The sequence below is a fragment of the Stakelama sediminis genome (genome assembly GCF_014199335.1).
GTDB lineage: Bacteria > Pseudomonadota > Alphaproteobacteria > Sphingomonadales > Sphingomonadaceae > Sphingomonas > Sphingomonas sediminis.
The window spans coordinates 56113-81940 of record NZ_JACIJI010000001.1; the positions used below are offsets into that span (position 1 = coordinate 56113).

Here is a 25828-nt window from a genome sequence, read left to right on the forward strand (position 1 = left end):
CGGGGCGCAAGGGGATGCGCGCTGACGCGGTTACCCGCCCCCGTCCTTCAGAAAGTCGGCGATCCAGCCCTTCGCCTGTTCAATGCTCCAGAGATCGCTGGCATCGCCAATATTGATTTCCATCAGCACGTGATCCGCCAGCGGTGCGGGTTGAAAACCGTTGAACAGCCAGACCTGATGCCTTTCCGCAAAATCCTGGTGGCGCCTGGCAAAGGTCACCGGATCGCCGCGGGCCATCAGTTGAAACGCATGGGCGTGCGGTTCGGCTGGATTGACGATCACCCTCGGCAGGTCGCGCAACGCCGCCGCCAGCGCACGCGCCCGCGCCACATATTCCTGCATTCGGGGAAGCTGACGCTCCAGCCCGTCAAGCGCCGAGATCGCATAGGGATAGGTCGTGTAGAGATTGCCCGAATGGCGCTGTTTCCAAACCGCCATCGCGTCGATCAGCGCCGGTTCGCCCGCGACCAGCGCGCCGCCAAGACCGCCCAGCCCCTTGTAGAAGGACACATAGACACTGTCGGCAAGCCGGGTCAGATCGGTGAGCGTCACGCCATATCCGGCCGCCGCCTCCCATAGCCGCGCGCCGTCGAAATGCAGCGGAACGCCGCGATCGCGGCACCAGCCGGAAATCCCTCGCAACATTTCGAGCGGCGGCAGCAGGAACCCCGCACGCCGCAGCGGCAGTTCGACGACCACCGCTGCCAGCGGCTCCTTCACCGCCTCCAGCGCCGCCAGATCGAACGGCCCGGTGCCGCCCAGCCGGATCGGTCGCAGTCCACCGACCCGTTCGATCGCATCGCCCTCATCGAGATTGAGATGGCTCATGCGCGGGATTGCGACATTGCGGATACCGCGCGCATCGGCACAGGCGGCAAGCACGCATTGCTGCGCAGTCATGCCCTTGATGAAAAAACGCGTGGCAGGCTTGCCCAGCAACTCGGCACAGCGCCGTTCGAGCATCTCCACCGCGCCGCCTGCGCCATAGACATCGGCTTCTGCGCCCGCCGCCGGATGCTCCGCCAGTCGCCGCAGCGTGTCGGCGGGGCTTTCCGGCACATGCATCGGCAGAAAATGGGTGCAGCGCGTTTTTACGGCATCGGCATAGATCATATGGCCCGCTCTCCTATTCGGCGTTGCCGCCGGGATGTGCCCGCGGCCATTTCAACGCTTCGGCAAGCGGTGCGGTATAGGAGGCGTTCCACAAACGCTGGTGCATCGCCTCCACCTCGTTCGCCATTTTCTCGTTGCGCAGCACGACCTCCAGATTGCGCGAGGTGTCGAGATAGCCGCCTTCCCAGTTGCTCGTGCCGATCCATGCAAGGGTGCCGTCGATCGTCATCGCCTTGGTATGCACGGTGCGCGCATAGGGAATGAAGCCGGATGCAGCCTGCGGGATGCGCGATACGCGGATGTCGATGTTGGGGACGTGCGACAGCGCGATCAGACCCGGCAGGCGTTTCTCGGTGAGATCCCAGTCCGAAATCAGCAGCCGGACCTTCACCCCGCGCTTCGCCGCCGCACGCAGGGCGTCGTCGATGACGTGATATTCGCCGCCGCCAAAGGCCGTGGTCGAATATTCCATCACCTCGATATCTATAGCCCGATGGGCAGACCCGATCAGTTTCACCAGCGTCGCCTGTGAATCGCCGACGCCGGGCGGGTCATAGGCGTTGGGACTGGCGACCAGAAATGCGTTACCCGTAATCGGCGCATAGTCGATGGTGCGCAACGGCGGCACCGGCTTTCCGGCTGCAATCCGGGCCTGCATCCGCCAGTCGATATTGAAAATCTGCTGTACCTGTGCGGCGATCCGGCGGTCGGTGATCCGCAGGCCGGTCTCATCAATCTGGCTCAGCGAGCGCCAGTCGAAATTCTGACTGCCGATATAGGCGGCATGGCCGTCGACGATGAAGAACTTCGCATGAATGATGCCGCTGCCCGCGATATCCGACCAGGCGATGGTACGGAAAGTCAGATTGGGAATGGCCTTCAGCCGGTCGAGCGTCGCGGTGTCGGACATGGACAGCCCCTTGCGCTCCATCAGGAAGCGGATGTGGACGCCGCGTTTCCCCGCTGCCTCCAGCGCGCCGATCACCCGGTCGAGCGCGCTGCCCTTTTTCCCCGACACGTAAAATTGTTCGAGGTCGATGCTGTGCTGCGCATGGTCGATCATATCAACCCACACCGTCCCTGCGTCGCGGATATGCGGGGTCTCCAACACCGTGTCGGCGGGGGCATTATGCACCAGCTCAAACCCCGGAATGGTGAACTGGGCAAGCACCGGAGTCGGCAGCAGCAGCGCAAACAGCGTCAGCAGTGCGCGAACGATCAGGGTACGGGAAGCGGGTCGGCGAATGCCGTAGGGCGAGTCATGCATGATATGTCGTCTCATGCGCAGTTGCGCTGCCAAGGTCAATCTGCAAGGCTGCGCACATCCATAGCCAGCCCGTGTTCATTCCCATCCTTTATGGCTATGTGGTTTCACAAGATACTAACCGGACGAGGCACCGATCCGCATGACGACAGCCGAAGTGACGCCCGAACTCGACATTGTCGAACATGGCGACAAGGCGTTTTTCGGACATCCCAAGGGGCTGGCCTATCTGGCCTTTACCGAGGCGTGGGAGCGGTTTTCCTATTACGGGATGCAGACGCTGCTGGTGCTCTACATGACGCACTATCTGCTGAAGCCGGAGCATATCGACCATGTTGCGGCGTTCAGCGCGTTTCATGCACTGCCCATGTATCGCGGCCTGCATGGCGAGGCACTGGCATCGGCGATTTTCGGCACCTATGCCTCGCTCGTCTATCTGACGCCGATTGCGGGCGGATTTATCGCCGACCGCTGGATCGGCAAGCGGCTGGCGGTGCTGATCGGCGCGATCACCATGGCGCTGGGCCATTTCCTGATGGCATTCGAAGCGAGCTTCCTCTTCGCGCTGCTGGCGCTCGTCATCGGCAGCGGGCTGATGAAGGGCAATATCGCCAGCCAGGTCGGCGCGCTTTACAAGCCGGAGGATCTACGCCGTGCGGACGCGTTTCAGATTTTCTACCTCGGCATCAATGCGGGCGTGATCCTGTCACCGATCATCGTCGGCACACTGGGACAGGATGTCGGCTGGCACTGGGGCTTCGGCGCGGCGGGCGTCGGGATGCTGGTATCGCTCGCCATTTATATCTCCGGTCAGAAATATCTGCCGCGCGAGCATTTCAGGGCGCAGGGCAAGCGGGATGACGCCGCACCGCGCGCGAAGCTGACGCGCAATGACATGCCCGCGCTGATCGCGGTACTTTTGCTGATCCCGGTGATGGCGGTGGCGCTGATCCCGAACATGCAGATTTTCAACATCTACCTGATCTGGGGCGATCAGCATTTTGCGCTGAATCAGTTCAACATACCCGCGCTCGATTTCCACTTCCTCTCATCCTACCTCATCACCATCGATTCGATCGTTTCGGTGACCTTCCTGTTCCTCGTCTCGCTCTTCTATCGCTGGTACGGCAAGCACTGGCAGGAACCGGACGAGCTGACCAAGATCATCATCGGATCGCTGTTTTCGATCGGCGGAATGCTGTGCCTGTTCATGGCCGCTGCGACGACGCCCGCCGGGCATAGCATCAGCATGTTCTGGCCGATGATGTTCGAGGTGATGAACTCGGTCGGCTTTGCCCATATGCTGCCGGTCAGTCTGGCGCTGTTTGCACGGCTGGCACCGAAAGCGTTGAACGCGACGGTGATCGGTTTCTATTATCTCGCCTTCACCGCCGCCAATTCGCTGATCGGCTGGCTGGGCGGCTTTTATGTAAAGATGCCGACGACCGAGTTCTGGCTGATCCACGGCGCCTGTGCGGCGGCGGCGGGCGTGGTGTTCCTGCTGTTCAAGCTGTTCCTCGCCAGACGCCTGATGCACGAAGCGGAACCGAAAGCAGACCCCGACGCGCCAGTCGAGCCGGTATCGGCCTAGGGCCGATCGACATTCAGAAGATGATGTGACGAAAATGGTGGATTTTCGTGACCCGGCGCGCAGCGTACTTTCAGTACGTGAGCACTGGAAGCACGCAAAGACGCCATTTGCAGGCCATCAGGGCTGAATGTCGATTGGCCCTAAGGTTCAGGCGACGTCGGCGGCTTGCGTAGTCCAGCCGAGATGGGGAATGGTGATCGACCGCTTGCCCGCCAGGTCGATGCGAGTGACGAACAGGTCGCGTTCCTCGATATAGCCGAGCAGACGGCGGACACGGCCCAGCGAGCTGGTGCCATAGGTCGCGGCAATCTCCTGATCGCTTGGGCAAGGTGTGCCCTCTTTCGCCGCCCGTGCGACAAGCAGGAAGGTGCCGAGCATATCGTCGGGCAGGCTCGCCGCCAGTTCCAGCGCCTGCGCCCATTCGCCGTCCGGCTTTTCAAAAATTCCGGCGCGCGCGCAGGACAAACGGCGCGTGAACCCGGCAAGGTCGAGCGGCGGGCGCGACAGCCCCGCCATCCGGCACCGCACCTGAAAATCCTGAAACAGTACCGACGGCGAGCGAAAGGCCGAATCGCCGTCGGCAACGATCGCGCGCAGCACATCGGCGATGATCGTATCGACTTCCTCCGCTGACTTGTCGGGGAGTTCCGCCACCGGCACAGGCGCGGACGCCGCAAGTTTTTCCATCAGCACCTCGGACGGCACCGGACGCGGTGCGGGCGGCGGCGGTGGAGGCGGTGCTTCCTCAACCTGCGCGAACAGCAGTTCCTTCATATCGGCGGGCGGCGCATCGGGAAGCGGCGTCAGCTTCGGGCTGCCGCTGCGTGCCGCAGTTTCGACGCTGCCGATCTTTACCGATATCGGACGTCGCGACAGCGCCGGGCCAAGGGCAAGGAAGTGCCCGCGTTGCAGGTCGCGAATCTGCTCCGCCTGTCGCCGCTCCATACCCAGCAGGTCGGCAGCACGCGCCATGTCGATGTCGAGAAAGGTGCGCCCCATCAGGAAGTTCGATGCCTCCGCCGCAACATTCTTGGCAAGCTTAGCCAGCCGCTGTGTAGCGATCACCCCCGCCAGCCCGCGCTTGCGTCCGCGACACATCAGGTTGGTCATCGCCGACAGCGAGGCGCGGCGTGCGTCTTCGGGCACTTCACCGCCTGCCGCAGGCGCGAACAACTGCGCCTCATCGACGATGACGAGGGCCGGATACCAATAGTCGCGCGGCGCATCGAACAGCCCCATCAGGAAGGCGGCGGCACAACGCATCTGCCCTTCCGCCTCCAGTCCTTCCAGATTGAGCACCACCGAGGCGCGATGTTCGCGAATACGCTGGGCAAAGCGGATGATTTCGCGTTCCGAATGGTCGATCGCCTCGATCACCACATGGCCATAGGGTTCGGAAAGCGTAACGAAATCGCCTTCGGGATCGAGAATCACCTGCTGCACCTGCCCGGCGCTCTTTTCGAGCAGGCGGCGCAGCAGATGCGACTTTCCCGACCCGGAATTGCCCTGCACGAGCAATCGGGTAGCCAGCAATTCTTCGAGATCCATGGGCACGGACTTGCCCGTGCCGTCATTCCCCAGGTCGACGAGAACGGTCATGCGACACCCCATGGCCGAAGCGTCCCCGGTCACGCAAGAGGGGGTTGCCCCTTATTAGGGTCAGGCCCATGCAATCAGCCGTTGGCGAACAGCGAACCAACCAGCGTCCCGACCTGCGACTGCACCGCATCGGCCTTTGCCGGCGGCAGGTTTGGCGCGTCGATATAGCAGGCGATCAGGATCGGCTTGCGTCCTGGTGGAATGGCAATCGCGACATCGTTCACTTCACCGTTCGGACCGGTTCCGGTCTTGTCGCCCACCTTCCAGCCTTTCGGCAATCCGGCGCGCAGCCGGTTCAGCCCGGTTTTGCATTCGACCATCCAGCCGATCAGCTTATGCTGATCCGCCGGGTCAAGCGCACTGCCCAGCAGCACCTTCTGCATCAGTTCGACCATCGCCAGCGGCGTGGTGGTATCGCGCGGATCGTCGCCCTTCACCTCGTTGAGCGCGGGTTCAGGGCGGTCGATACGCGTCGTCCGGTCGCCCGTCTGTTGCAGGAAACGGGTCGCGCCGCGCGGGCCACCGATCTGCGGCAACAACAGGTTGAAGGCCGCGTTATCGCTTTCAACCAGCATCGCCTCGATCAGCGCACCGACGGTCATTTTGCCTTGCGCCAGATGCGCCTTCGTCACCGGCGAGTGGGTGAGCAGATCGCCCTCGCTATAGGCGACTTCCTTATCGAGCGAGACGCTGCCGCGTTCCGATGCCGCCAGCACCGCCGCCGCCAGCGGCAGTTTCGCGGTCGAGCACAGCGCAAACCGCTCCATGGCATTATAAACCAGCCGCTGCCCGTTGCCGGTGTCGAGCGCAGCCACGCCAAGACGCCCGCCCACATCCTTTTGCAGGACATCGAAAATGGAGACGCGGTGCGCCTGAAACGCACTGGCGGGGCCAGCAGCGACGGTTGCGGCGCCGAGCAATGCGGCACGGCCGAGAAGGGTTCTGCGATCGAGCATGGTTATCGTCCCTGCATATTGCGGACCTGTGCCGGGATGCGAACGGTCAGCCCGTCCAGCGCGTCGGTCAGGTCGATCTGGCATGAAAGGCGGCTGGTGCGCGTGACCCCTGCGGCCAGGTCGAGCATATCCTCTTCCTCCTCGCTGGCGGGCGGCAGCCTGTCGAAATCCTCTTCCGCGACGATGACATGACAGGTGGAACACGCCATCTGTCCTTCGCACGTCCCTTCCAGCGGCTGACCATTGGCCTGCCCGACGCGCAACAAGCTGTCGCCTGCTTCCGCCTCGACGTCCTGCACGGTTTCGCCATCGGCATTGATGAAGCGCACCCGGATCATGCGGCAACCCGTTGCGCGCGGGCGGCGGTGTCGATGCGGGTCAGGGCAGTCTTCAAATCATCCTCACTGGTATAGCGGCCAAAGCCGATGCGGATACTCGAACGCGCCTGTGCGTCCGAAAGGCCGATGGCGCGCAGCACATGGCTCGACCGGCCAGATCCGCTGGCGCATGCCGATCCGGCCGAAAAGGCAATGTCGCGTACTTCGCTCATCAACCGGTTCACATCCAGTCCCTCGCGCCGAATATTCAGGTTGCCGCGATACCGACGCGCGGTTGAACCGTTGATGACCCAGCCCTTGCCCAGCGTTTCGCACGCCAGATCGAACAGGCGGGCGACATGGGCCGCATCGGCTTCCTGACGCTCCCTCGCCAGCTTCGCAGCCACGCCGAAGCCCGCGCATAAAGCAGGCGACAGGGTACCCGAACGTCCTCCCGCCTCCTGTCCGCCGCCATGCAGCAACGGGGAAAGCCTCACGCCGTCGCGAATCCACAGCGCACCGATCCCTTTGGGTCCGTGAATCTTGTGCCCCGACAGCGCGATCAGGTCGCAACCGTCGGGCATCGGCACCCGGCCATAGCCCTGTACCGCATCGCAAAGCATCAGCGCGCCCGCCGCATGGGCCAGCTTCGCCAGTTCCGCAACCGGCTGAATCACCCCGATCTCATTATTGACCAGCATCGCCTCCACCAGCGCGGTGCCGGGGGTGATCGCCGCACGCGCCGCATCCATATCGACCAGCCCGTCCGGCTGAACCGGCAGCACCACCACATCGCGCCCCTGCGCCTTCAATGCAGCAACCGTGTCGAGAACCGCGGCATGTTCGGTGGCAAGGGTGACGATACGCCCCTTGCCCACGCCCTTGATCGCCCAGTTGAGCGCTTCGGTTGCGCCGCTGGTGAAGCTGACCGCACCATCCGACGGCAACAGCGCCGCCACCTGCTTGCGTGCGACCTCGACCGCCGCCTTTGCCGCACGCCCCGGCGCATGGGGAGAGTGCGGATTGGCGTGCTGCGTTTCAAGCCAGGGCAGCATCGCCGCCAATGCTTCGGGCGCGAGCGGCGTCGTCGCCTGATAATCGAGATAGATCATGCCGCCCTGCTCCGCGCGCGTTCGGCAATGCGCAGCCATTCGTCACCGAAGCGGCGTATATCGTCTGCGGTCGTGGTCCAGCCGACACTTAGGCGAATGGTGCTTTCGGCAATGTCGGGCGGCATACGGATCGCCTCCAGCACATGGCTGGTCTTGAGCGAGCCTGACGAACAGGCACTGCCCGCCGATACCGCGATTCCCGCAAGATCGAACTGGATGAGCTGGGCCGCCGCCTTCAGGCCAGGCATCGCGATTGCGCGAATGGCCGGAAAATGCGGGTCGGCGGCACCCACGAAAACCGCGCCCGCATCCGCCAGCCGCATTTCAAGGTCGAGCAGCGCGGGCAGCAGATCGATCAGCCATTGCGCGATGCCATCCTCATTACGCACCGTCGCTTCCAGTGCGGCCGCCATCCCCAGCGCGCCGGGAAGGTTTTCCGTACCGCCGCGATAGCCGAATTCCTGCCCGCCCGACGGTTCCAGCATCGCGAAATCGCGCACCAGCAGCGCGCCGATCCCCGGTGGACCACCGAATTTATGCGCCGACAGCGCGATCAGGTCGGCATCGGGAAGCGGATGCTTGCCCGCCGCCTGAGTCGCATCGGAAAAGGTCATGCCGCCATGCTCCCTCACCAGTGCGTGAATGTCATGCAGCCGCTGAAATTTACCCAGTTCCGAATTGACGAACTGTACGGCAACCAGCGGTCGTTCGCTGCGCGCGATCATCGCGTTCAGAATTTCCAGGTCGATGCTCCCGCCCGGCCGCACCGGGATTCGTTCTGCCATTCCGGCGGCACGCAGAACCGAATCATGTTCAATGGCGCTGACCAGCCGTTCGCCGCCTTTCGCCCGGTTCAGGGCAATGGCAATCGCCTCGCTCGCGCCGCTGGTGAAGATCAGTTCCCCGTCCCAGCCCAGCGCCGCCTTTATCCGACGCCGCGCATCCTCGATCATGGCCCGCGCCGCACGGCCTTCGCTGTGCGGAGAGGAGGGGTTGGCCCAGTCTCGCATCGCTTCGGCAACCGCTTCCATGGCCTCGGGACGCATCGGCGTGGTCGCGGCATGATCCAGATAGATACGATCAGCCATGCAGGAGCCTTGTCGGGAAGATTGCGCACACCGTCACGCCCCCTATATAGCCTGCACCTTTCCGCCGTGCCACCGCGCGCGCACAGTTATTGAAGAGGCCCATGCCCGAAGTCATTTTCCCCGGTCCCGAAGGCCGCCTGGAAGGCCGTTTCGCACCCGCCCCCAATCCGCGCGCACCCGTCGCGATGATCCTGCATCCCCACCCGGCATCGGGCGGCACGATGAACAACCGAATCGTGCAGGAACTCTACAAGACCTTTCAGCGGCGTGGATTTGCCACCCTGCGGTTCAATTTTCGCGGCGTTGGGAAAAGCCAGGGCACGTTCGACAACGGCATCGGCGAACTGTCCGATGCGGCAAGCGCGCTCGATTGGGTGCAGAGCTTCCATCCCGAAGCATCGACGACATGGGTGGCGGCACCCAGCTTCGGTGCGTGGATCGGCATGCAGTTGCTGATGCGGCGGCCGGAGATTCGCGGTTTCATCTCGATCGCACCGCCCGCCAACCTGTACGATTTCAGCTTTCTGGCACCGTGCCCCGCCTCGGGCATCATCATCAACGGTGCCGAGGATGAGGTCGTGACCCCGTCGGGTGTTCAGAAGCTGGTCGACAAGCTGCGCACGCAAAAGCACATCACCATCCACCATGAGACGATACCGGGTGCGAACCATTTCTTTGAAAATGAGATGGATGACCTGATGGCCAGCGTGAACAACTATCTCGATTTCCGGCTGGACCCCGCCTGCCCGATCAAGTGAGGTCGGGCGCGGGACCGGCGCTCCTCAATATAACGATCAGGCCTGTTTCAGGTCCGCCGAATAAAGGTGCCAGCGTTCCTGTTCCGCAGTTGCGCCGGGGACGTCATTGGCGCGGCGCAGCGTGTATTCGCCGCTGAAACGCTGGTTTGTGCCGTCTTTCAGCCGCGCCTTCACCTTCACCGGAACGCGGATATACAGCGACCCTGCCGCGCCTTCCGGAGAAGACGGCGAGCCGGTGGTAACGCTGGTCGATTCGGTTTTCGCAAATCCCTGCCGGAACGCATTGAAGCTCTGATGGCTGTTTTTGCCGTCATTGCCCCATAGCGCATAAGCCGCCTTGAAATCGCCCTGATCGATATCGGCGTAATAGTTACGAACGATGTCCGCCGCGCCATCGGTCGGGCTGGATTGCGCGCTCGACAATTTCGGCAGCAGTGCATTGGTGGCGGCACCATCAGGAACATCAGGCTGCTCGACACCGGAATTCGAAGCGGGCATGGAGGGCGCAGCTTCGGCATTGGCGGCAATGTCATTGCCGATATCGGCCTGGGAAGATTGCGCCGAACCTCCGTTGCATCCACTTAACGCCAGCGCTGCACTGGCCATCAATCCGCAAAATATTGCCGAGCGCATATCCCCTCCCCGATCTGGATTAGTGTAACGATATAACCCCTAACTCGTATAACAGGTCCAGTCCGTGTTATAAAATTTCGCGAGATTACAATGTCCAGATCGCCACATTGGCCAGCAGGACGATGGCGCAGACAATCATCAGCACGCCCTTTTGTCGCATTTCTCTGCCACGGCGGATCAGCACTATCCCGCCCCACAGCAGCGCAAACACCGCGATCATCGCAATTGCCGGCGCGGCCCTTTCCAGGGAGCTGAACGCCGGGTTCATGCCGGCACGGCCTCCGGCACTTCCGCATCGGCAAGGGCGGCCGCATACGCATCCATATCGACATTACCCCCGGACAAAATCACCAGCATCCCCGGCTTCGGCTCGACCTTGCCCGCCAGCAACGCGGCAAGCGCCACCGCGCCCCCCGGCTCGACCACCAGCCGCAGTTTCACCGCAGCCCAGCGTTGCGCATCGCGGATCTCCGACTCGCTGACCGCCACGCCGTGTGCATCACTGCGCGCCAGCACCTCGAAGGTGCGTTCGCTGACCCGCATGGTTTGCAGCGCATCGCAGGCAGTCGGAGGAGGATTGTCGCCTACCGGCTCGATCCATCCGGCCTCAAGGCTGCGGCGCATATCGTCCCAGCCTTCCGGCTCGACTACCGTAATCGTCGCATCGGGTAACGCCAGCGCCATACCCGCCGCCAGTCCGCCGCCGCCGCACGGCACGACGATATGATCGGGGTCGGGCAGATTGCGTTCAACCGATTGAGTCATCGCCTCGATAGCTGCGCTCCCCTGCCCTTCGATAATCCATGGATCGTCGAAACTGGGCACCAGCACGGCGCCACGCGCATGGGCAAGATGGGCAGCGATCTTCTCACGACTCTCGGTCGCGCGGTCGTAGCTGACGATTTCAGCGCCCAGCGCCAGCGTACCCTCCCGCTTCGCCCTGGGCGCATCGGACGGCATGACGATTACCGCAGGCATATTCAGGCGCTTCGCCGCCCAGGCGACGCCCTGCGCGTGATTGCCGGAGGAAAAGGCGACGACGCCGCGTGCGCGGTCTTTCGAATCGATTGCCGTCAGCCGATGCCAGGCACCGCGCAGCTTGAACGCGCCGATGGGTTGCAGACATTCCGCCTTGAAGGCGACCGGAATGCCCCCCACCTCCTGCACGAAAAGCGGTGAAGGCGGCAGAATCGCGGCAATTTTCGCCGCGGCATCGCGCACTCCTGCCCGTGTGGGCTGTCGTACAATTGTCACAAATCCTCCTCGCTTTGGAACGGTGTGGCATCGAAACGCTTTACATAGCCGAAGGTGGTCCCTATGTGAGCCGTCCGCTGCCCCATGGGACTTCCTACCGCAAGGCAGCTCTTGTGTTGAACTACCCCGTGGAGGTCCCTTGAATTGGCCGAGCATAATAGCGCGCTGGGGCTAGCGACAGCCCTTCGTCCCGTCCAGCCGGTTACGCTGGTCCGTCCGCACGCAGCACATCGTGCCGCCCGATTCTTCGTAGAGAAGTTTCCGGGGCGGTCGATCTATGCGGTGAAGGCGAATCCCTCTCCCGACCTCTTGCAGATACTGTGGGATAGCGGGATCACGCATTACGACGTTGCCTCGATCGGCGAAGTCCGGCTGGTGTCGCGCACGCTGCCCGATGCGACCATGTGCTTCATGCACCCGGTCAAGGCAGAGGAAGCGATCGAGGAAGCCTATTTCACCCATGGCGTGCGCACCTTCTCCCTCGACACGATGGAGGAGCTGCAAAAGATTCTGCGCGCGACCCGCAATGCGGAAGACCTCACGCTGTGCGTGCGCCTGCGCGTATCGTCCGACCTGTCGAAGCTGAGCCTGGCGGCGAAGTTCGGCGCGGAACCGGAGGAAACGCGTGACCTGCTGTTCGCCGCGCGTCAGGCGGCGGATGCGCTCGGCATCTGTTTCCATGTGGGCAGTCAGGCAATGTCGCCCGACGCCTATGCCAATGCCATCGAAGTGGTGCGCGCGGCGATTGTCGATGCGTCGGTCACGGTCGATGTCGTCGATGTCGGCGGCGGCTTTCCGTCCTGGTATCCGGACATGGAGCCGCCGGCGCTGGAACGCTATTTCGACACAATTCACCGGGCGTTCGAAAGCCTGCCGATTTCCTATTCGGCAGAGCTTTGGGCAGAACCCGGCCGGGCATTGTGCGCGGAATACAGTTCGCTGATCGTGCGTGTCGAAAAGCGTCGCGGTACCGAACTCTATATCAATGACGGTGCCTATGGCGCGCTGTTCGATGCGGCACATATCGGCTGGCGCTTTCCGGTGAAACGGCTGCGCGAAGTGCCGACGGTCGCGCCGTTCGAAGCGTTCAGCTTCTATGGCCCGACCTGCGACGATATCGATCATATGGCGGGGCCGTTCCTGCTTCCGGCCGATATTCAGACCGGCGATTATATCGAAATCGGGATGCTGGGGGCCTACGGTTCGGCGATGCGCACCGGCTTCAACGGCTTTGGGTCAGACGAGACTCATATCGTCGAGGACGAGCCGATGCAGTCGCTCTATATCGAGGAAGCCGAGCCGACCGCGCCGGAAGAACGCAAGGTGGTATCGCTCGACGAGCATCGCCGTCAGGCCGGACAATAATCAAGGAAAAAGCCGGGGCAGCAATGCTCCGGCTTTTTTGCTTCCGGCTCAGGACAGGCGGTCGCGGAAGGTTTCCCAGCCGAAGCGTTTGACGACTTCCAGCGAATCGTCGCGGCTGTCCCAGATCGCGATGGAGGGCAGCGGCACGCCGTTGAAGGTGGTCGTCTTCACCATCGAATAATGCGCCTGATCCAGAAACGCGAATCGCGCGCCCGGTTCGGGACGCGCCGCAAAACGATAATCGCCGATCTCATCACCCGCCAGGCAGGATGGCCCGCCCAGCCGCACAGTGACGCCCTCCCCTTCCGCCTGCTCGTTCAGCATGGCGGGGCGATAAGGGGCCTCAATTACGTCAGGCATGTGACAGGTGGCGGAAATGTCGACAATCGCGACGGGCATGCCGTTGTCGAAAATATCGACCACTTCTCCCACCAATATCCCGCTATCGAGCGCGATCGCTTCACCGGGTTCGAGATAGACTTCGCAGCCGGTTTCTGCGCGCACCTGTTTCAGAAACTCGACCAGATCGTCGCGCTGATAATCGGCGCGGGTGATGTGGTGGCCGCCACCGAAATTGATCCATTTCAGCCGGTCGAAATAGGGCGCAAGCCGTGGCTTAAGCGCTTCCCAGGTCCGTCGCAGCGGCGGAAAATCCTGTTCGCACAGCGTGTGGAGGTGGATGCCGTCGACACCGTTCAGATGTTCGGGCCGCAACTGATCCGCCGGAAAGCCCAGCCGCGAATGCGGGCGCGCGGGGTCGTATTTCGGCACTTCCCCTTCCGAATGCATCGGATTGAGGCGCAGACCTATATCGAACGCCTGTCCACCGGCCAGCGCTTCATAGGCCGCATCGCGAAACCGCTCGATCTGCATCGGCGAGTTGAAGATGACATGCTGCGACAGGGCGAAGACTTCCTCCATGTCCTCTGCCTTGTAGCCCGCGCAATAGGTCGCGACCTCACCGCCGAAATACTGCCGCCCCAGCCGCGCTTCCCACAGGCCCGATGTCGCCACCCCGTCGAGATAGCGTGTCACCAGATCGCCCAGCGACCACATCGAAAAGGCCTTGAGCGCAAGCAGGATTTTCACACCCGCCCGGTCACGGATATCGGCCAGCGTCGCAAGGTTTGCCTCCACCGCCGCCTTGTCGACGACGAAGCAGGGCGACGGCACGCGCGCCAGATCGAACCGGGCAAACGCCCCCGGCCCGCCCGCCTTGGTGGACATGGCGGGCGATTCGGCGCGGCTGTCGTTCATCGTTTCAGCCTTAGAATTTCAGCGGTTCGGCCAGTTCGCGAACCTGCCATGGCAGGCCGTGATTGTTCAGCATGTCCATGAACGGATCGGGGTCCATCTGCTCCATGTTGAACACGCCCTCCCCCTTCCAGGTGCCGTTCAGCATCAGCGCGGAGCCGATCATCGCGGGCACGCCGGTGGTGTAGCTGACCGCCTGATTACCGGTTTCGGCGAACGCTTCTTCATGGTCGCAGACGTTATAGATGCGCACGGTCTTTGCCTGCCCGTCCTTCTCGCCGGTCGCGATATTGCCGATATTGGTCTTGCCCTTGGTCGTCTGCCCCAGATCGCTGGGTTCGGGCAGTACCGCCTTCAGGAACTGAAGCGGAATGACCTCATGCCCTTCATACATCACCGGCTCGATCGAGGTCATGCCGACATTCTGCAACACGTCGAGATAGCGCAGATACTGGTCGCCAAAGGTCATCCAGAAACGGATGCGCTTCAGTTCGGGCAGGTGGGTGGCCAGGCTTTCCAGTTCCTCATGATACATGAGGTACATGTTCTTGGTGCCGACCTCTTCGAAATTATAGACCTGCCGCGTGGAGAGCGCAGGCGTCTCAATCCACTTGCCTTCCTCATAATGCCGTGCGGCGGCAGTGATTTCGCGGATGTTGATTTCGGGATTGAAGTTGGTAGCGAAATGCTGGCCGTGATCGCCACCGTTGCAATCGAGAATGTCGAGCGTGTCGATCCGGTCGAGATAATGCTTCTTCAGATACATGGTGAAAACGCTGGTCACGCCGGGATCGAACCCGGAACCGAGCAGCGCCATCAGACCCGCCTGTTTGAACCGCTCCTGATATTCCCATTGCCATTTATATTCGAACTTGGCTTCGTCGCGCGGTTCGTAATTGGCGGTGTCGAGATAGTTGGCACCCGCCTTCAGACAGGCGTCCATGATCGGCAGGTCCTGATAGGGCAGCGCCAGATTGACGACGAGGTCTGGCTTCACTGTGTCGATCAGCGCGGCGGTGGCGTCGACATTGTCGGCATCGACCTGCGCGGTTTCGATGGTCGCGCCGAAACGCTCCTGCACCGACTTCGCGATTGCCTCACATTTGAATTCGCGGCGGCTGGCAAGCGTGATCTTGCCGAACAGGTCGGGATTTTTCGCCATCTTGTGCACCGCAACGCTGGAAACGCCACCGGCTCCAATTACGAGAACATCCTTCACGCGCCTGACCTCCAATTCAAATCTCTGAAACGAGGTCGCACATAGCGATGGCGTACGCGGATTGGAAGGCGCAGGCTGCGCGTCAGGCGAACAGGCGTCGGGCCGAACGATCGAGCATCAGAAGCTGCCACAGCGTGCGCCCATGATCGGCCATGCCAATGCGATGTTCATTGGCCAGCGCCTCGATCGCTTTGCGGTCAAACCACGCGCTGAGCATCGGCGACCGGGCAAGCGCTGCCGCTTCATCTGCCAGCGGCTTGCGAAACCATGCGCTGACCGGCGTTACGAACCCCATTTTCGGGCGATAGAGGATGTTGTTGGGCAGCCACGGTTCCATCGCCTTTTTCATCAGCCATTTGCCCTCACCGCGATGCAGGCGCATCGACACCGGCAGCGTCGCGGCAAATTCGATCAGGCGATGGTCGAGCAACGGCTCGCGCGCCTCCAGGCTGACCGCCATGCTGGTACGGTCGATCTTGGTCAGGATATCGCCGGGCAACCAGTGCTGAAAATCGGCATATTGCGCCCGGTCGAGCGGATCGCGCGCGGGCGCGTTCTGCATTGTCTTCACATAGCGTGCTTCGGCACGATGCCCTGCCAGCCGGGTGCGCATGGCGTCGGTGTAGAGCCGATGGCGCAGCGCAGGCGACGTGACCCCGACGGAGCGCGCATAGGCTTCCGCCCCATCCTCGGCGAGCGCCAGCAGCGTCGTCTTGGCGCGCAACGGACGCGGTGCCCAGTCGGCTTTCGGATAGAGGTTGCCCATCGTTCCGAACATGGTGCGCCGCATCCCGTCGGGCAGCAATCCGCGCACCCGTTCCTCGGCGGCTTGAAACTTGTAGCGCCGATATCCGGCCAGCGCCTCGTCCGCGCCATCGCCGGACAACGCCACCGTCACCGACTGGCGGGCGAGCGCGCAGACCTGATAGGTGGCAAGCGCGGAGGCATCGGCAAAGGGTTCGTCGAACGCATCGACCAGCGTGTCGATCAGCGCAAAGTCATCGGCGGCGACGGTCGCGGTGCGATGGTTGGTGGCGAAGCGTTCGGCGATTTGCTGCGCATAGGCGGTTTCGTCATGGCTGGCGACGTCGAAGCCGATGGTGCAGGTTTCGACCGGTTGCCGACTGGTTTCGGCCATCAGCGCGACCACCGCCGAACTGTCCACCCCGCCCGACAGGAACGCGCCCAGCGGCACATCGGAAACCATGCGCGATCGCACGCCCGCGCGCAGATGCTCGGTCAGTTCGGCCTGAAGATCCTTTACCGACCCCTTGGCGCGCTTCGAAAAATCCAGATCCCACCAGCGCACCGGTTCGGGCACCGGACGCCCGCGCTTGAGCCACAGGAAATGCCCGGCGGGCAGCTTGCGCACGCCCTTCAGCATCGAGGCATCGTCGGGGATATAGCCAAGCCCCATAAAATCCTCGACCGCGCGAACATCGGCCTCCCGCCGCAACAGCGGATGGGCGAGCAGCCCTTTCAGCTCGGAGGCAAAAGCGACCGCGCCATCCGACAATTCGGCATAGAGCAGCGGCTTCACCCCCATCCGGTCGCGGGCGAGAAACAGGCTGCGCTCCTTCGCATCGTACAGCGCGAAGGCGAACATGCCGTTCAGCCGGGACAGCAGATCCGGTCCCCATGCCCGCCAGCCATGGAGCAGCACCTCGGTATCGCTATGGCTGACGAAACGCGCGCCCTTTTGCTCCAGCTCAGTGCGGATGTCGGCGAAGTTGTAGATTTCGCCGTTGAAGCTGACGACAAGCGATTCGTCGGGCATCGCCATCGGCTGCGCGCCACCGGCCAGATCGATGATCGACAGACGGCGATGGCCCAGCCCGACGCCCGGCACGGTCCACAGTCCCGATCCGTCCGGCCCGCGATGCGCAAGCGCCTGAGTCATTGCGGTGATGCGACCGGGTTCGATGGGTTTGGGTGTGGCGGGATAATATAAACCGGCAATGCCGCACATCAGTCATTCGCTCCCGCCATCCGGTCGGCAAGCCGGTCGAGCGGACCGAGCACCTTTACGAACCGCGCCATATCGGCGCGGGTATTCCGGCCCTTTTCCTCCTGCGCTGACACGAGGATTGCGACCGCGCGCTGGCGCCCGCCCAGCAGCTTTGCCTTTAACGTGGCCAACTTCACCGTGCGCGGGTCGGAGGTCAAGACATTGCCGACGCGAAACCACGTCGCAACCTGTCGATAGACCGGGCCGGGCCAGGTCATGCGCATGACGCTGCCGCCGTCGAGATCGGGTTCGTCTTCCACCCGCACCCATTTGCCGTTTTCACGGATCGGGCCGATGCCGAAGCCGACCACCTCTTTCCCGTCACGCTGGCTGTCATAGAGCGCCACCGCCAGTTCGACCCTTGCCCCCGATGCGTCCTGATAACGGCCGATGACGAAATGATCGGCGTTGGGATAGTTGGGCACCCAGGGCGCCTGTTGCGGCATGGCGACGCGGTGCCAGCCGGGCACGTCCGGCATCGTGACGTGTGCGGGCAATGTGTCGTGGCGATGGGCGATGGCGCTGCTCCACGCGACGAACAGCACCGCTACGCCCAGCACCAGACCCGATGCGGTGGCAAGGTCGAGGCGAAAACGGGCAGGCGGCGGAAAGTCTGCGGGATCGAACCAGCGCGCATCGGGATCGCGGTCGAACCAGCGCCAGCCGATCGCCAGCACCGCCGCCATCACCAGTGCGAAGAAAAGCCAGCCATAAACGATATGATCGAACCCTGTCGCCGCCGCGACCGAGGTCAGGTGCGCGGCATAGATGGTGCCGAAAGCACGCAGTCCGTTGGCGAATACCGGCACGATCAGCGCGGCGATCAGGAAGACCGCGCGTCGTCGCCGGGACACGTAGCAGACATTGGCGACCAGCGTGCCGAACGCCATCATCGCAATGACGAACTTCGCGCCTGAACACGCCTCCGCCACTTCGAAATAGCCGTTGGGAATGGTGATCAGGACGCCGTCCACTCCGGCGGGTACGCCGACCGCATGGAGCAGGCTCATCACCATCTTCACCGTGACGACCTGCAACGCCGGTTCCATCCCGTCGCCAAAGGGCACGAGGAACAGCATATAGGCGATGGGGAACAGCAGCGCGCGCGAGATATGCGGGCCGAGCAGCGTCACCACCGACCCTTGCAGCATCAGGACAAGGCCGAGATGACGGAACAGCGACACGCCCGCAGCCGAGCCCATCAGCCAGGTGAAGCCGCCGGCTGCGACCAGCGCCAGACCCGGCCACCAGGACGTCGGAACAAGCTGCGCCAGTTCGGTACGCCGCTGCCACACCAGCCAGCCGACGACCGGCAGGATGAACAGGCAATGGCCGAAGGTGGTCGAGTTCCAGTAGATATAGGCCATGTCGCCCACCGTGCGGTGGAACAGCGCCAGCAGCGCCAGCCATACCGCGCCCAGCATGGCACCATGCCCCTGCCAGCGGGCATCGAACCCGCCGCGCGTCCGGGCGAATGCCGTTTTCGACCAGACCATCGTCATTCGGCAGCCCTTTGCAGTTCGGGATGGGAACCGAGCAGCGCGTCCAGCGCCGCCAGCCGTGCCGCCCAGCCATAGCGGGAGACGACGCGCGCCCGCGCCGCCTGTCCCAGCGCCATGCTTCGGTCGGCATTGGTCAGCAGTTCGTTTACCGCAGCAGCGAAGTCTGCTTCGTCGCGTCCCACCAAAATCGTCTCGGCGTGGTCGATCCCTTCGGCGGCCGCGGCGCTGGCGACAACCGGACGAGCCATCGCCATCGCCTCCAGCACCTTGTTCTGGATACCGCGCGCAAGCTTCAACGGCGCCACCGCGACAGACGCAGCTGCAAGCCAGGTACGCACATCGGGCACTTCGCCGGTGACGATCACCTCCGGTCGTGCTGCCAATGCACGAATGGCGGCATCGGGATTACGCCCGACGATTGCAAAGCGCGCCTGCGGATGCCGCGAGCGAATTTTAGGCAGGATGGCGTCGGCGAACCACAGACAGCCCTCGACATTGGGGCGATAGTCCATCTGGCCGGTAAAGACGAGCAGCGGCCCCGCCTCCCCGACCGGCGTGACAGTCGCGGGATCGTAGAAGTCGGTATCGATACCGTTTTCGACCGCGATGATACGTGATGCCCCGGTCAGGCGACGGAACAACGCCGCTTCAGCCTCGCTGACAAACAGGCTGGCATCCGCACGACCCGCGACATCCTGCTCGAACGCCTGAAGCAGATGCGCCTCGCGCCGGTTCACCCATGCCGAGGGTCCGGACGCGCTTTCGGCATAGGCCGCGAATTTCTGCGAATCCATATCAACGAAATCCATCACCACCTGCGCGCGGTGATCGGACGGCAGATACTGCGCCATCTGCCCGGAATAGACATAGAGGGTGTCGATGGTTTCGCGCGTCAAAACGGTCTTCACCGCATTGGACAGCCGACTATCGGCAAAGGCTTCGACCGAAGCGGGTCTACCGGTGAAAACCGACTGGATTCCGGCCATCACTTTCGATTTGCGGCGCGGCACGATGATGATCGACGCAAGATCGGACGCGCGTGCGCGAGCGGTTTCCGCCTCCGCCGCGTCATCAGCAAAGGCAACCAGATGCACCCGCGCTCTCGCCGTCAGATGCCGCAGAATGTGAAAAGCGCGGATGCGGTCGCCGCGATCGGGCGGAAACGGCGCGCGATGCGCCAGGAACAGGATGTCGCCCATTATCCCAGTCCGCGCGCGATAACGGGTCCGGCGCGATTGGCGATCCATAGCGGCAGTTTCTGCCAGAGCGCGACCTGAAGCCGGTATTTGGGATTGAGGGGGTTGATTTCGCGCGGTGCCTTGCCGTCCGCCGCGCGCTTGAAATAGCGGCGCTGCTCCGGTTCGAATCCCCAGTTCTTCTTGAACGCCGCCGGGCCGGTTCCTGCCTTGGAACGCCCGAAATCGAACCGCGTACATCCCCGTTCGCGGGCGTGGAGCATCAGCGCATAATACATCCGGTCATTGGCGCGCAGTCCCCGTGCGGCATGCGTTCCACCACCCCAATAGGGATAGACGCAACCCCGCCAGTAAAGGCTCAGCACCGCCGCGACAGGCGTTTCACCATGCCGCACCAGCAGGATATCGGCATCCTTGCCGAACCCATCCAGCACCGCGTCGAACAGGCGTTTGGGAAATACCGGCGTGCCCAGATTGCGCACCGATTCCGCATAAACGCGATAGTGCGCGGCGCGATGTCCGGCGTCACGCCCGGTGGTGACGGTCAGCTCGTTCTTCAGCGCCTTGCGCACCTCCGCACGCTGTTTGCGCGGAATTGCTTTCAGCTCCGCCTCGTCATCGCCTGCCAGATCGCGCGCAAAGCCGACATAGGTGGTGTCGTCCACCGACCAGCCCTCGCCCGGTGCCATGCCGCCGCGCAATTCGGCGGTGGGGCAATTCAGCGCCTGCGCCAGTTCCCACATCGCCGCGGCGAGCTGTTCGGCAACCGCTTCGTCATCGGCAAGCACCCCGCCATCGACGCCGAACCCGCTCGACACCAGCGCGCGGCCGAACAGCATCGAGCGCACTTCCGTCAGCGGCACCATGCCGACAATGCTCCCGCCGCGTTTGGCGATCAGGCAGTGTGCCCGCTGCCCGCTGCCCTTCGCGACCGCTGTCAACCAGCGCGGCAGATGGAACGGCGTTGCGTCTGCATACCCCTCGACATAGGCGGTGATCCGTGCCGCTTCCGTGGAATCTGACAGATCGGCGGTCAGGATCGCGATCGGCAGGCGGCTGGGTGCATTCACTGCATCCGCTCCGCTTCGCGTGCGGCAACCGCATCGACGCGACCCCAGTAATGGCGACGCATCAGCGTGCGCAGCTTGCCCGCCATCGCCGGAATCCGGCTGTAATGGCGCAGACGCGATTTCAGCGGCGCATGGACCACACGCGGCTGCGCTGCGTCGATTTCCCAGGGATGGAAATAGAAGATGGCAGGGCGGTCCTGTCCGTTCACCTGCTTCACCGCCCAATGGGTGAGCGCGCCGGGGAACAGGCGAAAAAAGCCACCGCCGGTCGCCAGCTTGCGTCCTGCAACTTCCGCCACGGTCACCGGCAGTTCGATCAGCGGCGCACCGGCAACCGGGCGAAAGGCGAAGCGCGATGCCTCCGGCCAGCCATAATGGTCGTGCTTCACCGGAGCGACGCTGGAGGAATAGGCATAACCCTCCTCCGCCAGAATTTCGTGCGCCCAGGGCGTGCGCTTGTCGATGGAGAAGCTGGGCGCGCGATAACCGGTAACGGCGGTACCGCTGGCATCCTCCAGCACCTTGCGTGCTCTGGCAATGTCAGCGCGAAACTGTTCCGGCGTCATCGTAAACACGCGGGCATGGTCCCAGCCGTGGCTCGCCACTTCATGCCCTGCATCGGCGATGCGCCGCATCAGCGCGGGATAGCGCTCGGCTACCCAGCCCAGCGTGAAGAAGGTCGCCTTGACGCCCGCGTCGTCGAACAGCGACAGCACCGCGTCGCTATTCGCTTCGACACGATGTTCGAGGCCATCCCAGCCGTTCCTGTCGATCACGGTCTCGAACGCGCCGACCTGAAACCAGTCCTCAATATCGACGGACATGGCGTTCTGCATGGGCCGTTCCCCCTTCAGCCCGCATCCCTGAGCATGGACAGATCGGGCTGCGCGGCATCGCCCTCGACCCAGTCGACCAGCAGTGTCAGCACACGGCGCAGCGCCTTGTCCTGTTCATCCAGACGCGCGGCCATGTCGGCAAGCTGGCGCTCGACGTCCTCGGGCAGCTTCGCCTCACCCTGTCCGGAATCGCTACGCATCGACATCGGCATCGGCTGCGTTGGTTCTTCGGCACGGTCGGGCATGTCGCTGTCAAAATCGGCGGTGACGTGCATCACGTCCTCGCCGGTAAAGGTCTGAATTTCCTCCAGCGCACCGAACAGCATCAACCGGCTGGCAAGCTGGTTGACCCGGCGCGGAATGCCGCCCGACCAGCGATACATCGCCTCCAGCGCATCGGCGGAGAAATCGGGATTGCCCTGCCAGCCGACCACCGTCAGACGATGGGCGAGATAGGCCTCCAGCTCATGCTCATCCATGGGTTCGAGATGATGGATGGCGATCACCCGCTGGCGAAGCTGTTCCAGCCGGTCGCCCCCATGCAGCGCGGCGCGGAACTCCGGCTGGCCGAGCAGGAAAATCTGCAACAGCGCATGACCGCCAAGCTGAAAGTTGGAGAGCATCCGCAACTCCTCCAGCGAGGAAGCGGGCAGCGACTGCGCCTCATCGACGATCAGCAATGTGCGCCGTCCGGTCCGCGCGACGCCGTGCAGTCCGCGTTCAATCGCGGCAAGCTGCTGCGCCTTGGCAAGCCCCGACGTATCGACGCCCAGCCCCGCCGCGATCATGTGCAGCAGATCCTGTGTCTCAATCTGCGTCGTGACGATGCGGATGACGTTCAGCTGTTCGGGGTCGATCTGTTCCATCAGATGCCCGACCAGCGTCGTCTTGCCGGTGCCGGGATCGCCGGTAATGACGATAAAGCCTTCGCCCTGGCTCAACCCATAGCCCAGATACGCCATCGCCTTTTTATGGCTGGTGGTATCGAACCAGAACTTCGCGTCCGGCGTGAGCTGAAAGGGTCTGCCCGTCAGTCCGTAATATTCGTCGTACATCGTCATCACCTCGTCGGGGTGTTCCCCGTCCTAGAACCGATAGCCAAGGGCGAGCAGCGCCTGCGCCGTCACATCGTCCAGATTGCTGTCTTTCTGATCGAAAGCATAGATACCCGCTGACACCGACGCGCCCAGACGGCCGAAGCTGCGGTTATAGGAACCGGTGGCCCCGGCCCCCAAAACGCCGTTCGCGCCGACAATGCCGCTGCGGAAATAGTTGATATAGGCATTGGCATTGACGCTGGATTCCGCCGTCAGGGCGTGGGCCGCGAACACCTGTCCGTAATAGCCTTCATCCGTGGTGCCATCGATCGAAAAGCCGGTGCCGCTATCCGGCGCATAGAAGCGTCGGTTTGTATATCCGACCCCTGCCCCGACCCGGTTCAGGCCGCGATTGAAGGCGATCACCGCATCGACGCCGCGGGCACGATAATTGGCGGTCGCGATCGATTGCAGCACACCGGTCAGGCACCCCCCGGGCGTATTGCCCTGTGTTCCGAACACGCAGCCGTTATAATTATCGTTCAACGGATCGTCGGTCGTCGAATAGCTGGTCGGGAGCGAGGACAGCGCGCCGTTCAACTGGCGCCCGAAGCTCTGCATCGAATCGTACACGCCGATCTGAAGCCCTGAACCGGGACCGATCTGATGGCTGAACGACCCGGTATAGCTCCACGAGTCATAGCGGCGGCCCACCCGCGCTTCGAGCGTGGTACGCGGGCTGGGCCGCCACAGCACGCCGACATCCCAGAAAACCGGGGTTTTGGTGTCATAGGCGATCCGCCTCGGCGACGCGGGATCAGTGACATAACGGCCATTGCCGTCCAGCACCGGATTGCCGTTCGTATCGAGCAGCGCGTCACGCTGCGTGATCTTGATATGCTCATAGCCGATACCGCCCAGCGCGGCGACGGTCCGCGATACCGGCAGGACCAGATCCTCGCGCAGATACAGCCCTTCATAACGCTGATCGAGCTGCCCGGCATTTTCGAGCTGATAGGCGCCGCTCCACGTCACTCCGACCGGCAGCACGCTGCCCGACGGAAAGCCGACACTGCCCATCAGCAAATGGCTGGTGGAGTCATCGTAATTGTCGAGCACCGGCTGGTTCGCCGAAACCCCACTGTAACTGGGCGACTCCACCTTCGTATAGCCGAAGCGATAGAGTGCGTTGACATAGGCCGGACCGACCCGCTTCGCGAGCGTCGGCTGGATATAGGCCGAATAGACCTGGCTGACATTCGCGGCATTGGGCGTCAGCAGTACCGGGTCGGCACCGCGATTGTCGGACCGCGCGCGGGTGGCGAGCGCCCCGCCCTCCAGGCTCAGCCCCGGCGCCAGCGTGACCGCCGCGCGGGCAAGTCCGCTATGGATATCCTGATCCCCGACATTGCGATCATAGGAAAAGGCGTGTTGATACTGATAGTTGAGCTGCACCTGCACGCGACGCGTCTGGATGGCGACGTCCACCCCGGCGCCGACCGTGGTATAGGTCAGCACATCGCCGTTTTGCAGATCGGCGGTCAGAATTTGTCCCACCTCGATATGGGGCGAGATCACCCTGCGGACCTGTTGTGGTCCCTGCCCGCCGTCCTGCCCCTGTGGCGTCGAGGGAAGCTGCGGCATAGCCTGCTGCGCACGGGCCGCGCCCGTGGTGCACAGTACGGCACCCGCAGTCAGGAGGAATAAGCGCATCATGCGTGGGACTCCCCGCCATAATAGGTGCCGAAGCGCGGACCATCCGGCGCAAAGGACACGGCGTTCAGAACGAGTTGAATCTCTTCGCAGGCATCGAGGAGCTGAACGGTTTCGCGCAGTTCGCCCTCACTCGTGCGGTCGGCGCGCACCACCAGCATCACCTGCCCGACCAGATCGGCCAGCACCGCCGCAGGCGACGCGACCAGCGCAGGCGGTGAATCGAAAATCACGATGCGGCGCGGATTGGCTGCCGCAAGGGAGGCAAGCAGCCTGCGGGCATGATCGCTGGCCAGCAATTCGGTATCGTCATTGCCGGGCGTCCCCGCCGGCAGGACCGACAGTTGCGGCACATCGGTGTCGATGATGCAGCTTTCGACGTCCAGCGTCGGATCGGCCAGCGCGTCCAGCAGCCCGCGCCCGTCTTCCAGTCCCAGCGTCGACACGATGCCGGGCTTGGCGAAATCCGCATCGACAAGCAGGATTTCGACATCCTTTTCCGCCGCCATCGACATCGCCAGATTGACCGCACAGAAGGTCTTGCCGTCATTGGGCTTGGCCGAACAGACCAGGATCATGCGCGACTGTTCTTCGTTGCGCGCCGCCACCTTTTTCTTGGTCAGCAATAGCTGGCGTTTGACCAGCCGGAATTCCTCGGCAAGCGCCGTTACCTGCGCGCCGGGAATCAGCATCCCCTGTTCGGCAAGCGCGACCCGATCGACTTCACCCTTGCGGTGCGCACCCGTCCGGGGTGTGGCGATGCGCGCCAGTTCCTCGCCCGTGCGCAGGCGCGGCCCGACCGGTGCGGCCACAGGATCGTTTGCCGGAGCCGGAGCATCCTCGACGGGTGGCACGCGCGGCGGCTTTTGCGGATGCAGTTCGGCAAACCGCTCCAGCAGCGAGCCGGTATATTTGCGGGGTGTCGCGTCGTTCATGGCCATTT

General features: G+C 63.1%; 23 protein-coding genes. 3 read left to right on the plus strand and 20 right to left on the minus strand.

Features of this window, described 5'->3' with window-relative positions:
* Positions 1–30: 30 nt before the first annotated feature.
* Both FHR23_RS00335 and FHR23_RS00340 read right to left on the minus strand, forming a co-directional pair.
* Positions 31–1113, minus strand: coding sequence for a threonine aldolase family protein (locus FHR23_RS00335; RefSeq protein WP_221227308.1), 1083 nt, complete (start codon positions 1111–1113; stop codon positions 31–33).
* A gap of 13 nt (positions 1114–1126) precedes the next feature.
* Positions 1127–2380: a phospholipase D-like domain-containing protein gene (locus FHR23_RS00340; RefSeq protein ID WP_184000967.1), complete on the minus strand. Its 1254-nt coding sequence runs from the start codon at positions 2378–2380 to the stop codon at positions 1127–1129.
* Positions 2381–2519: 139 nt separating this feature from the next.
* On the opposite strand from FHR23_RS00340, the gene FHR23_RS00345 reads away from it, so the two are divergent.
* A complete protein-coding gene (locus FHR23_RS00345; protein ID WP_184000968.1) occupies positions 2520–3968 on the plus strand; it encodes a peptide MFS transporter in 1449 nt (482 codons plus the stop codon).
* Between the two features lie 147 nt (positions 3969–4115).
* Here FHR23_RS00345 and FHR23_RS00350 read toward each other — a convergent pair whose 3' ends face one another.
* From FHR23_RS00350 to FHR23_RS00370, 5 genes are all read right to left on the minus strand, one after another.
* The gene (locus FHR23_RS00350; protein ID WP_184000969.1) at positions 4116–5567 is read right to left on the minus strand and encodes a helicase HerA domain-containing protein; all 1452 of its coding nucleotides are present in this window, start codon (positions 5565–5567) and stop codon (positions 4116–4118) included.
* A gap of 74 nt (positions 5568–5641) precedes the next feature.
* Positions 5642–6523 (minus strand): class A beta-lactamase, encoded by an 882-nt coding sequence (gene bla / locus FHR23_RS00355; RefSeq protein WP_184000970.1) that lies wholly within the window; start codon positions 6521–6523, stop codon positions 5642–5644.
* Positions 6524–6525: 2 nt separating this feature from the next.
* Positions 6526–6861 carry a 2Fe-2S iron-sulfur cluster-binding protein gene (locus FHR23_RS00360; RefSeq protein WP_184000971.1) on the minus strand — a complete coding sequence of 112 codons (336 nt, stop codon included), beginning with the start codon at positions 6859–6861 and terminating at the stop codon, positions 6526–6528.
* Complete coding sequence (locus FHR23_RS00365) at positions 6858–7952, minus strand: cysteine desulfurase family protein (protein ID WP_184000972.1); 1095 nt, start codon at positions 7950–7952, stop codon at positions 6858–6860. The genes FHR23_RS00360 and FHR23_RS00365 overlap by 4 nt, the downstream gene beginning before the upstream one ends.
* Positions 7949–9040 (minus strand): cysteine desulfurase family protein, encoded by a 1092-nt coding sequence (locus FHR23_RS00370; protein WP_184000973.1) that lies wholly within the window; start codon positions 9038–9040, stop codon positions 7949–7951. The genes FHR23_RS00365 and FHR23_RS00370 overlap by 4 nt, the downstream gene beginning before the upstream one ends.
* Before the next feature lie 101 nt (positions 9041–9141).
* Here FHR23_RS00370 and FHR23_RS00375 point away from each other — a divergent pair, with 101 nt between their 5' ends.
* Positions 9142–9798 (plus strand): alpha/beta hydrolase, encoded by a 657-nt coding sequence (locus FHR23_RS00375; RefSeq protein WP_184000974.1) that lies wholly within the window; start codon positions 9142–9144, stop codon positions 9796–9798.
* A 36-nt stretch (positions 9799–9834) separates the two neighbouring features.
* Here FHR23_RS00375 and FHR23_RS00380 read toward each other — a convergent pair whose 3' ends face one another.
* The 3 genes from FHR23_RS00380 to FHR23_RS00390 form a co-directional block, all read right to left on the minus strand.
* On the minus strand, positions 9835–10431 hold the full coding sequence (locus FHR23_RS00380) for a hypothetical protein (protein WP_184000975.1): 597 nt from the start codon (positions 10429–10431) through the stop codon (positions 9835–9837).
* An 85-nt stretch (positions 10432–10516) separates the two neighbouring features.
* Positions 10517–10699, minus strand: coding sequence for a hypothetical protein (locus FHR23_RS00385; protein WP_184000976.1), 183 nt, complete (start codon positions 10697–10699; stop codon positions 10517–10519).
* Positions 10696–11685 carry a threonine ammonia-lyase gene (locus FHR23_RS00390; protein ID WP_343042913.1) on the minus strand — a complete coding sequence of 330 codons (990 nt, stop codon included), beginning with the start codon at positions 11683–11685 and terminating at the stop codon, positions 10696–10698. The genes FHR23_RS00385 and FHR23_RS00390 overlap by 4 nt, the downstream gene beginning before the upstream one ends.
* Positions 11686–11829: 144 nt before the next feature.
* Between FHR23_RS00390 and FHR23_RS00395 the strand changes: the two genes are divergently transcribed.
* Positions 11830–13050 (plus strand): type III PLP-dependent enzyme, encoded by a 1221-nt coding sequence (locus FHR23_RS00395; protein WP_184000978.1) that lies wholly within the window; start codon positions 11830–11832, stop codon positions 13048–13050.
* 48 nt (positions 13051–13098) lie between these two features.
* Here FHR23_RS00395 and FHR23_RS00400 read toward each other — a convergent pair whose 3' ends face one another.
* The 10 genes from FHR23_RS00400 to FHR23_RS00445 form a co-directional block, all read right to left on the minus strand.
* A complete protein-coding gene (locus tag FHR23_RS00400) occupies positions 13099–14277 on the minus strand; it encodes a carboxynorspermidine decarboxylase (RefSeq protein ID WP_184002087.1) in 1179 nt (392 codons plus the stop codon).
* Positions 14278–14317: 40 nt separating this feature from the next.
* Complete coding sequence (locus FHR23_RS00405) at positions 14318–15523, minus strand: saccharopine dehydrogenase C-terminal domain-containing protein (protein ID WP_184000979.1); 1206 nt, start codon at positions 15521–15523, stop codon at positions 14318–14320.
* Between the two features lie 82 nt (positions 15524–15605).
* Positions 15606–17492 carry an XrtA/PEP-CTERM system amidotransferase gene (locus tag FHR23_RS00410; protein WP_184000980.1) on the minus strand — a complete coding sequence of 629 codons (1887 nt, stop codon included), beginning with the start codon at positions 17490–17492 and terminating at the stop codon, positions 15606–15608.
* Positions 17492–19033 carry an exosortase A gene (gene xrtA / locus FHR23_RS00415; protein ID WP_184000981.1) on the minus strand — a complete coding sequence of 514 codons (1542 nt, stop codon included), beginning with the start codon at positions 19031–19033 and terminating at the stop codon, positions 17492–17494. The genes FHR23_RS00410 and xrtA overlap by 1 nt, the downstream gene beginning before the upstream one ends.
* Entirely contained in the window at positions 19030–20232 is a 1203-nt protein-coding gene (locus tag FHR23_RS00420; protein WP_184000982.1) for a TIGR03087 family PEP-CTERM/XrtA system glycosyltransferase, read from the minus strand. Before FHR23_RS00420 ends, xrtA begins: the two co-directional genes overlap by 4 nt.
* The gene (locus FHR23_RS00425; protein WP_425506336.1) at positions 20232–21299 is read right to left on the minus strand and encodes a FemAB family XrtA/PEP-CTERM system-associated protein; all 1068 of its coding nucleotides are present in this window, start codon (positions 21297–21299) and stop codon (positions 20232–20234) included. The genes FHR23_RS00420 and FHR23_RS00425 overlap by 1 nt, the downstream gene beginning before the upstream one ends.
* Positions 21296–22135: an XrtA system polysaccharide deacetylase gene (locus FHR23_RS00430; RefSeq protein WP_184000983.1), complete on the minus strand. Its 840-nt coding sequence runs from the start codon at positions 22133–22135 to the stop codon at positions 21296–21298. Before FHR23_RS00430 ends, FHR23_RS00425 begins: the two co-directional genes overlap by 4 nt.
* 14 nt (positions 22136–22149) lie before the next feature.
* Positions 22150–23190 (minus strand): XrtA/PEP-CTERM system-associated ATPase, encoded by a 1041-nt coding sequence (locus FHR23_RS00435; RefSeq protein ID WP_184002089.1) that lies wholly within the window; start codon positions 23188–23190, stop codon positions 22150–22152.
* A gap of 30 nt (positions 23191–23220) precedes the next feature.
* Positions 23221–24888 carry a hypothetical protein gene (locus tag FHR23_RS00440; RefSeq protein WP_184000984.1) on the minus strand — a complete coding sequence of 556 codons (1668 nt, stop codon included), beginning with the start codon at positions 24886–24888 and terminating at the stop codon, positions 23221–23223.
* Positions 24885–25820: an AAA family ATPase gene (locus FHR23_RS00445; protein ID WP_184000985.1), complete on the minus strand. Its 936-nt coding sequence runs from the start codon at positions 25818–25820 to the stop codon at positions 24885–24887. The genes FHR23_RS00440 and FHR23_RS00445 overlap by 4 nt, the downstream gene beginning before the upstream one ends.
* Between the last annotated feature and the right edge of the window lie 8 nt (positions 25821–25828).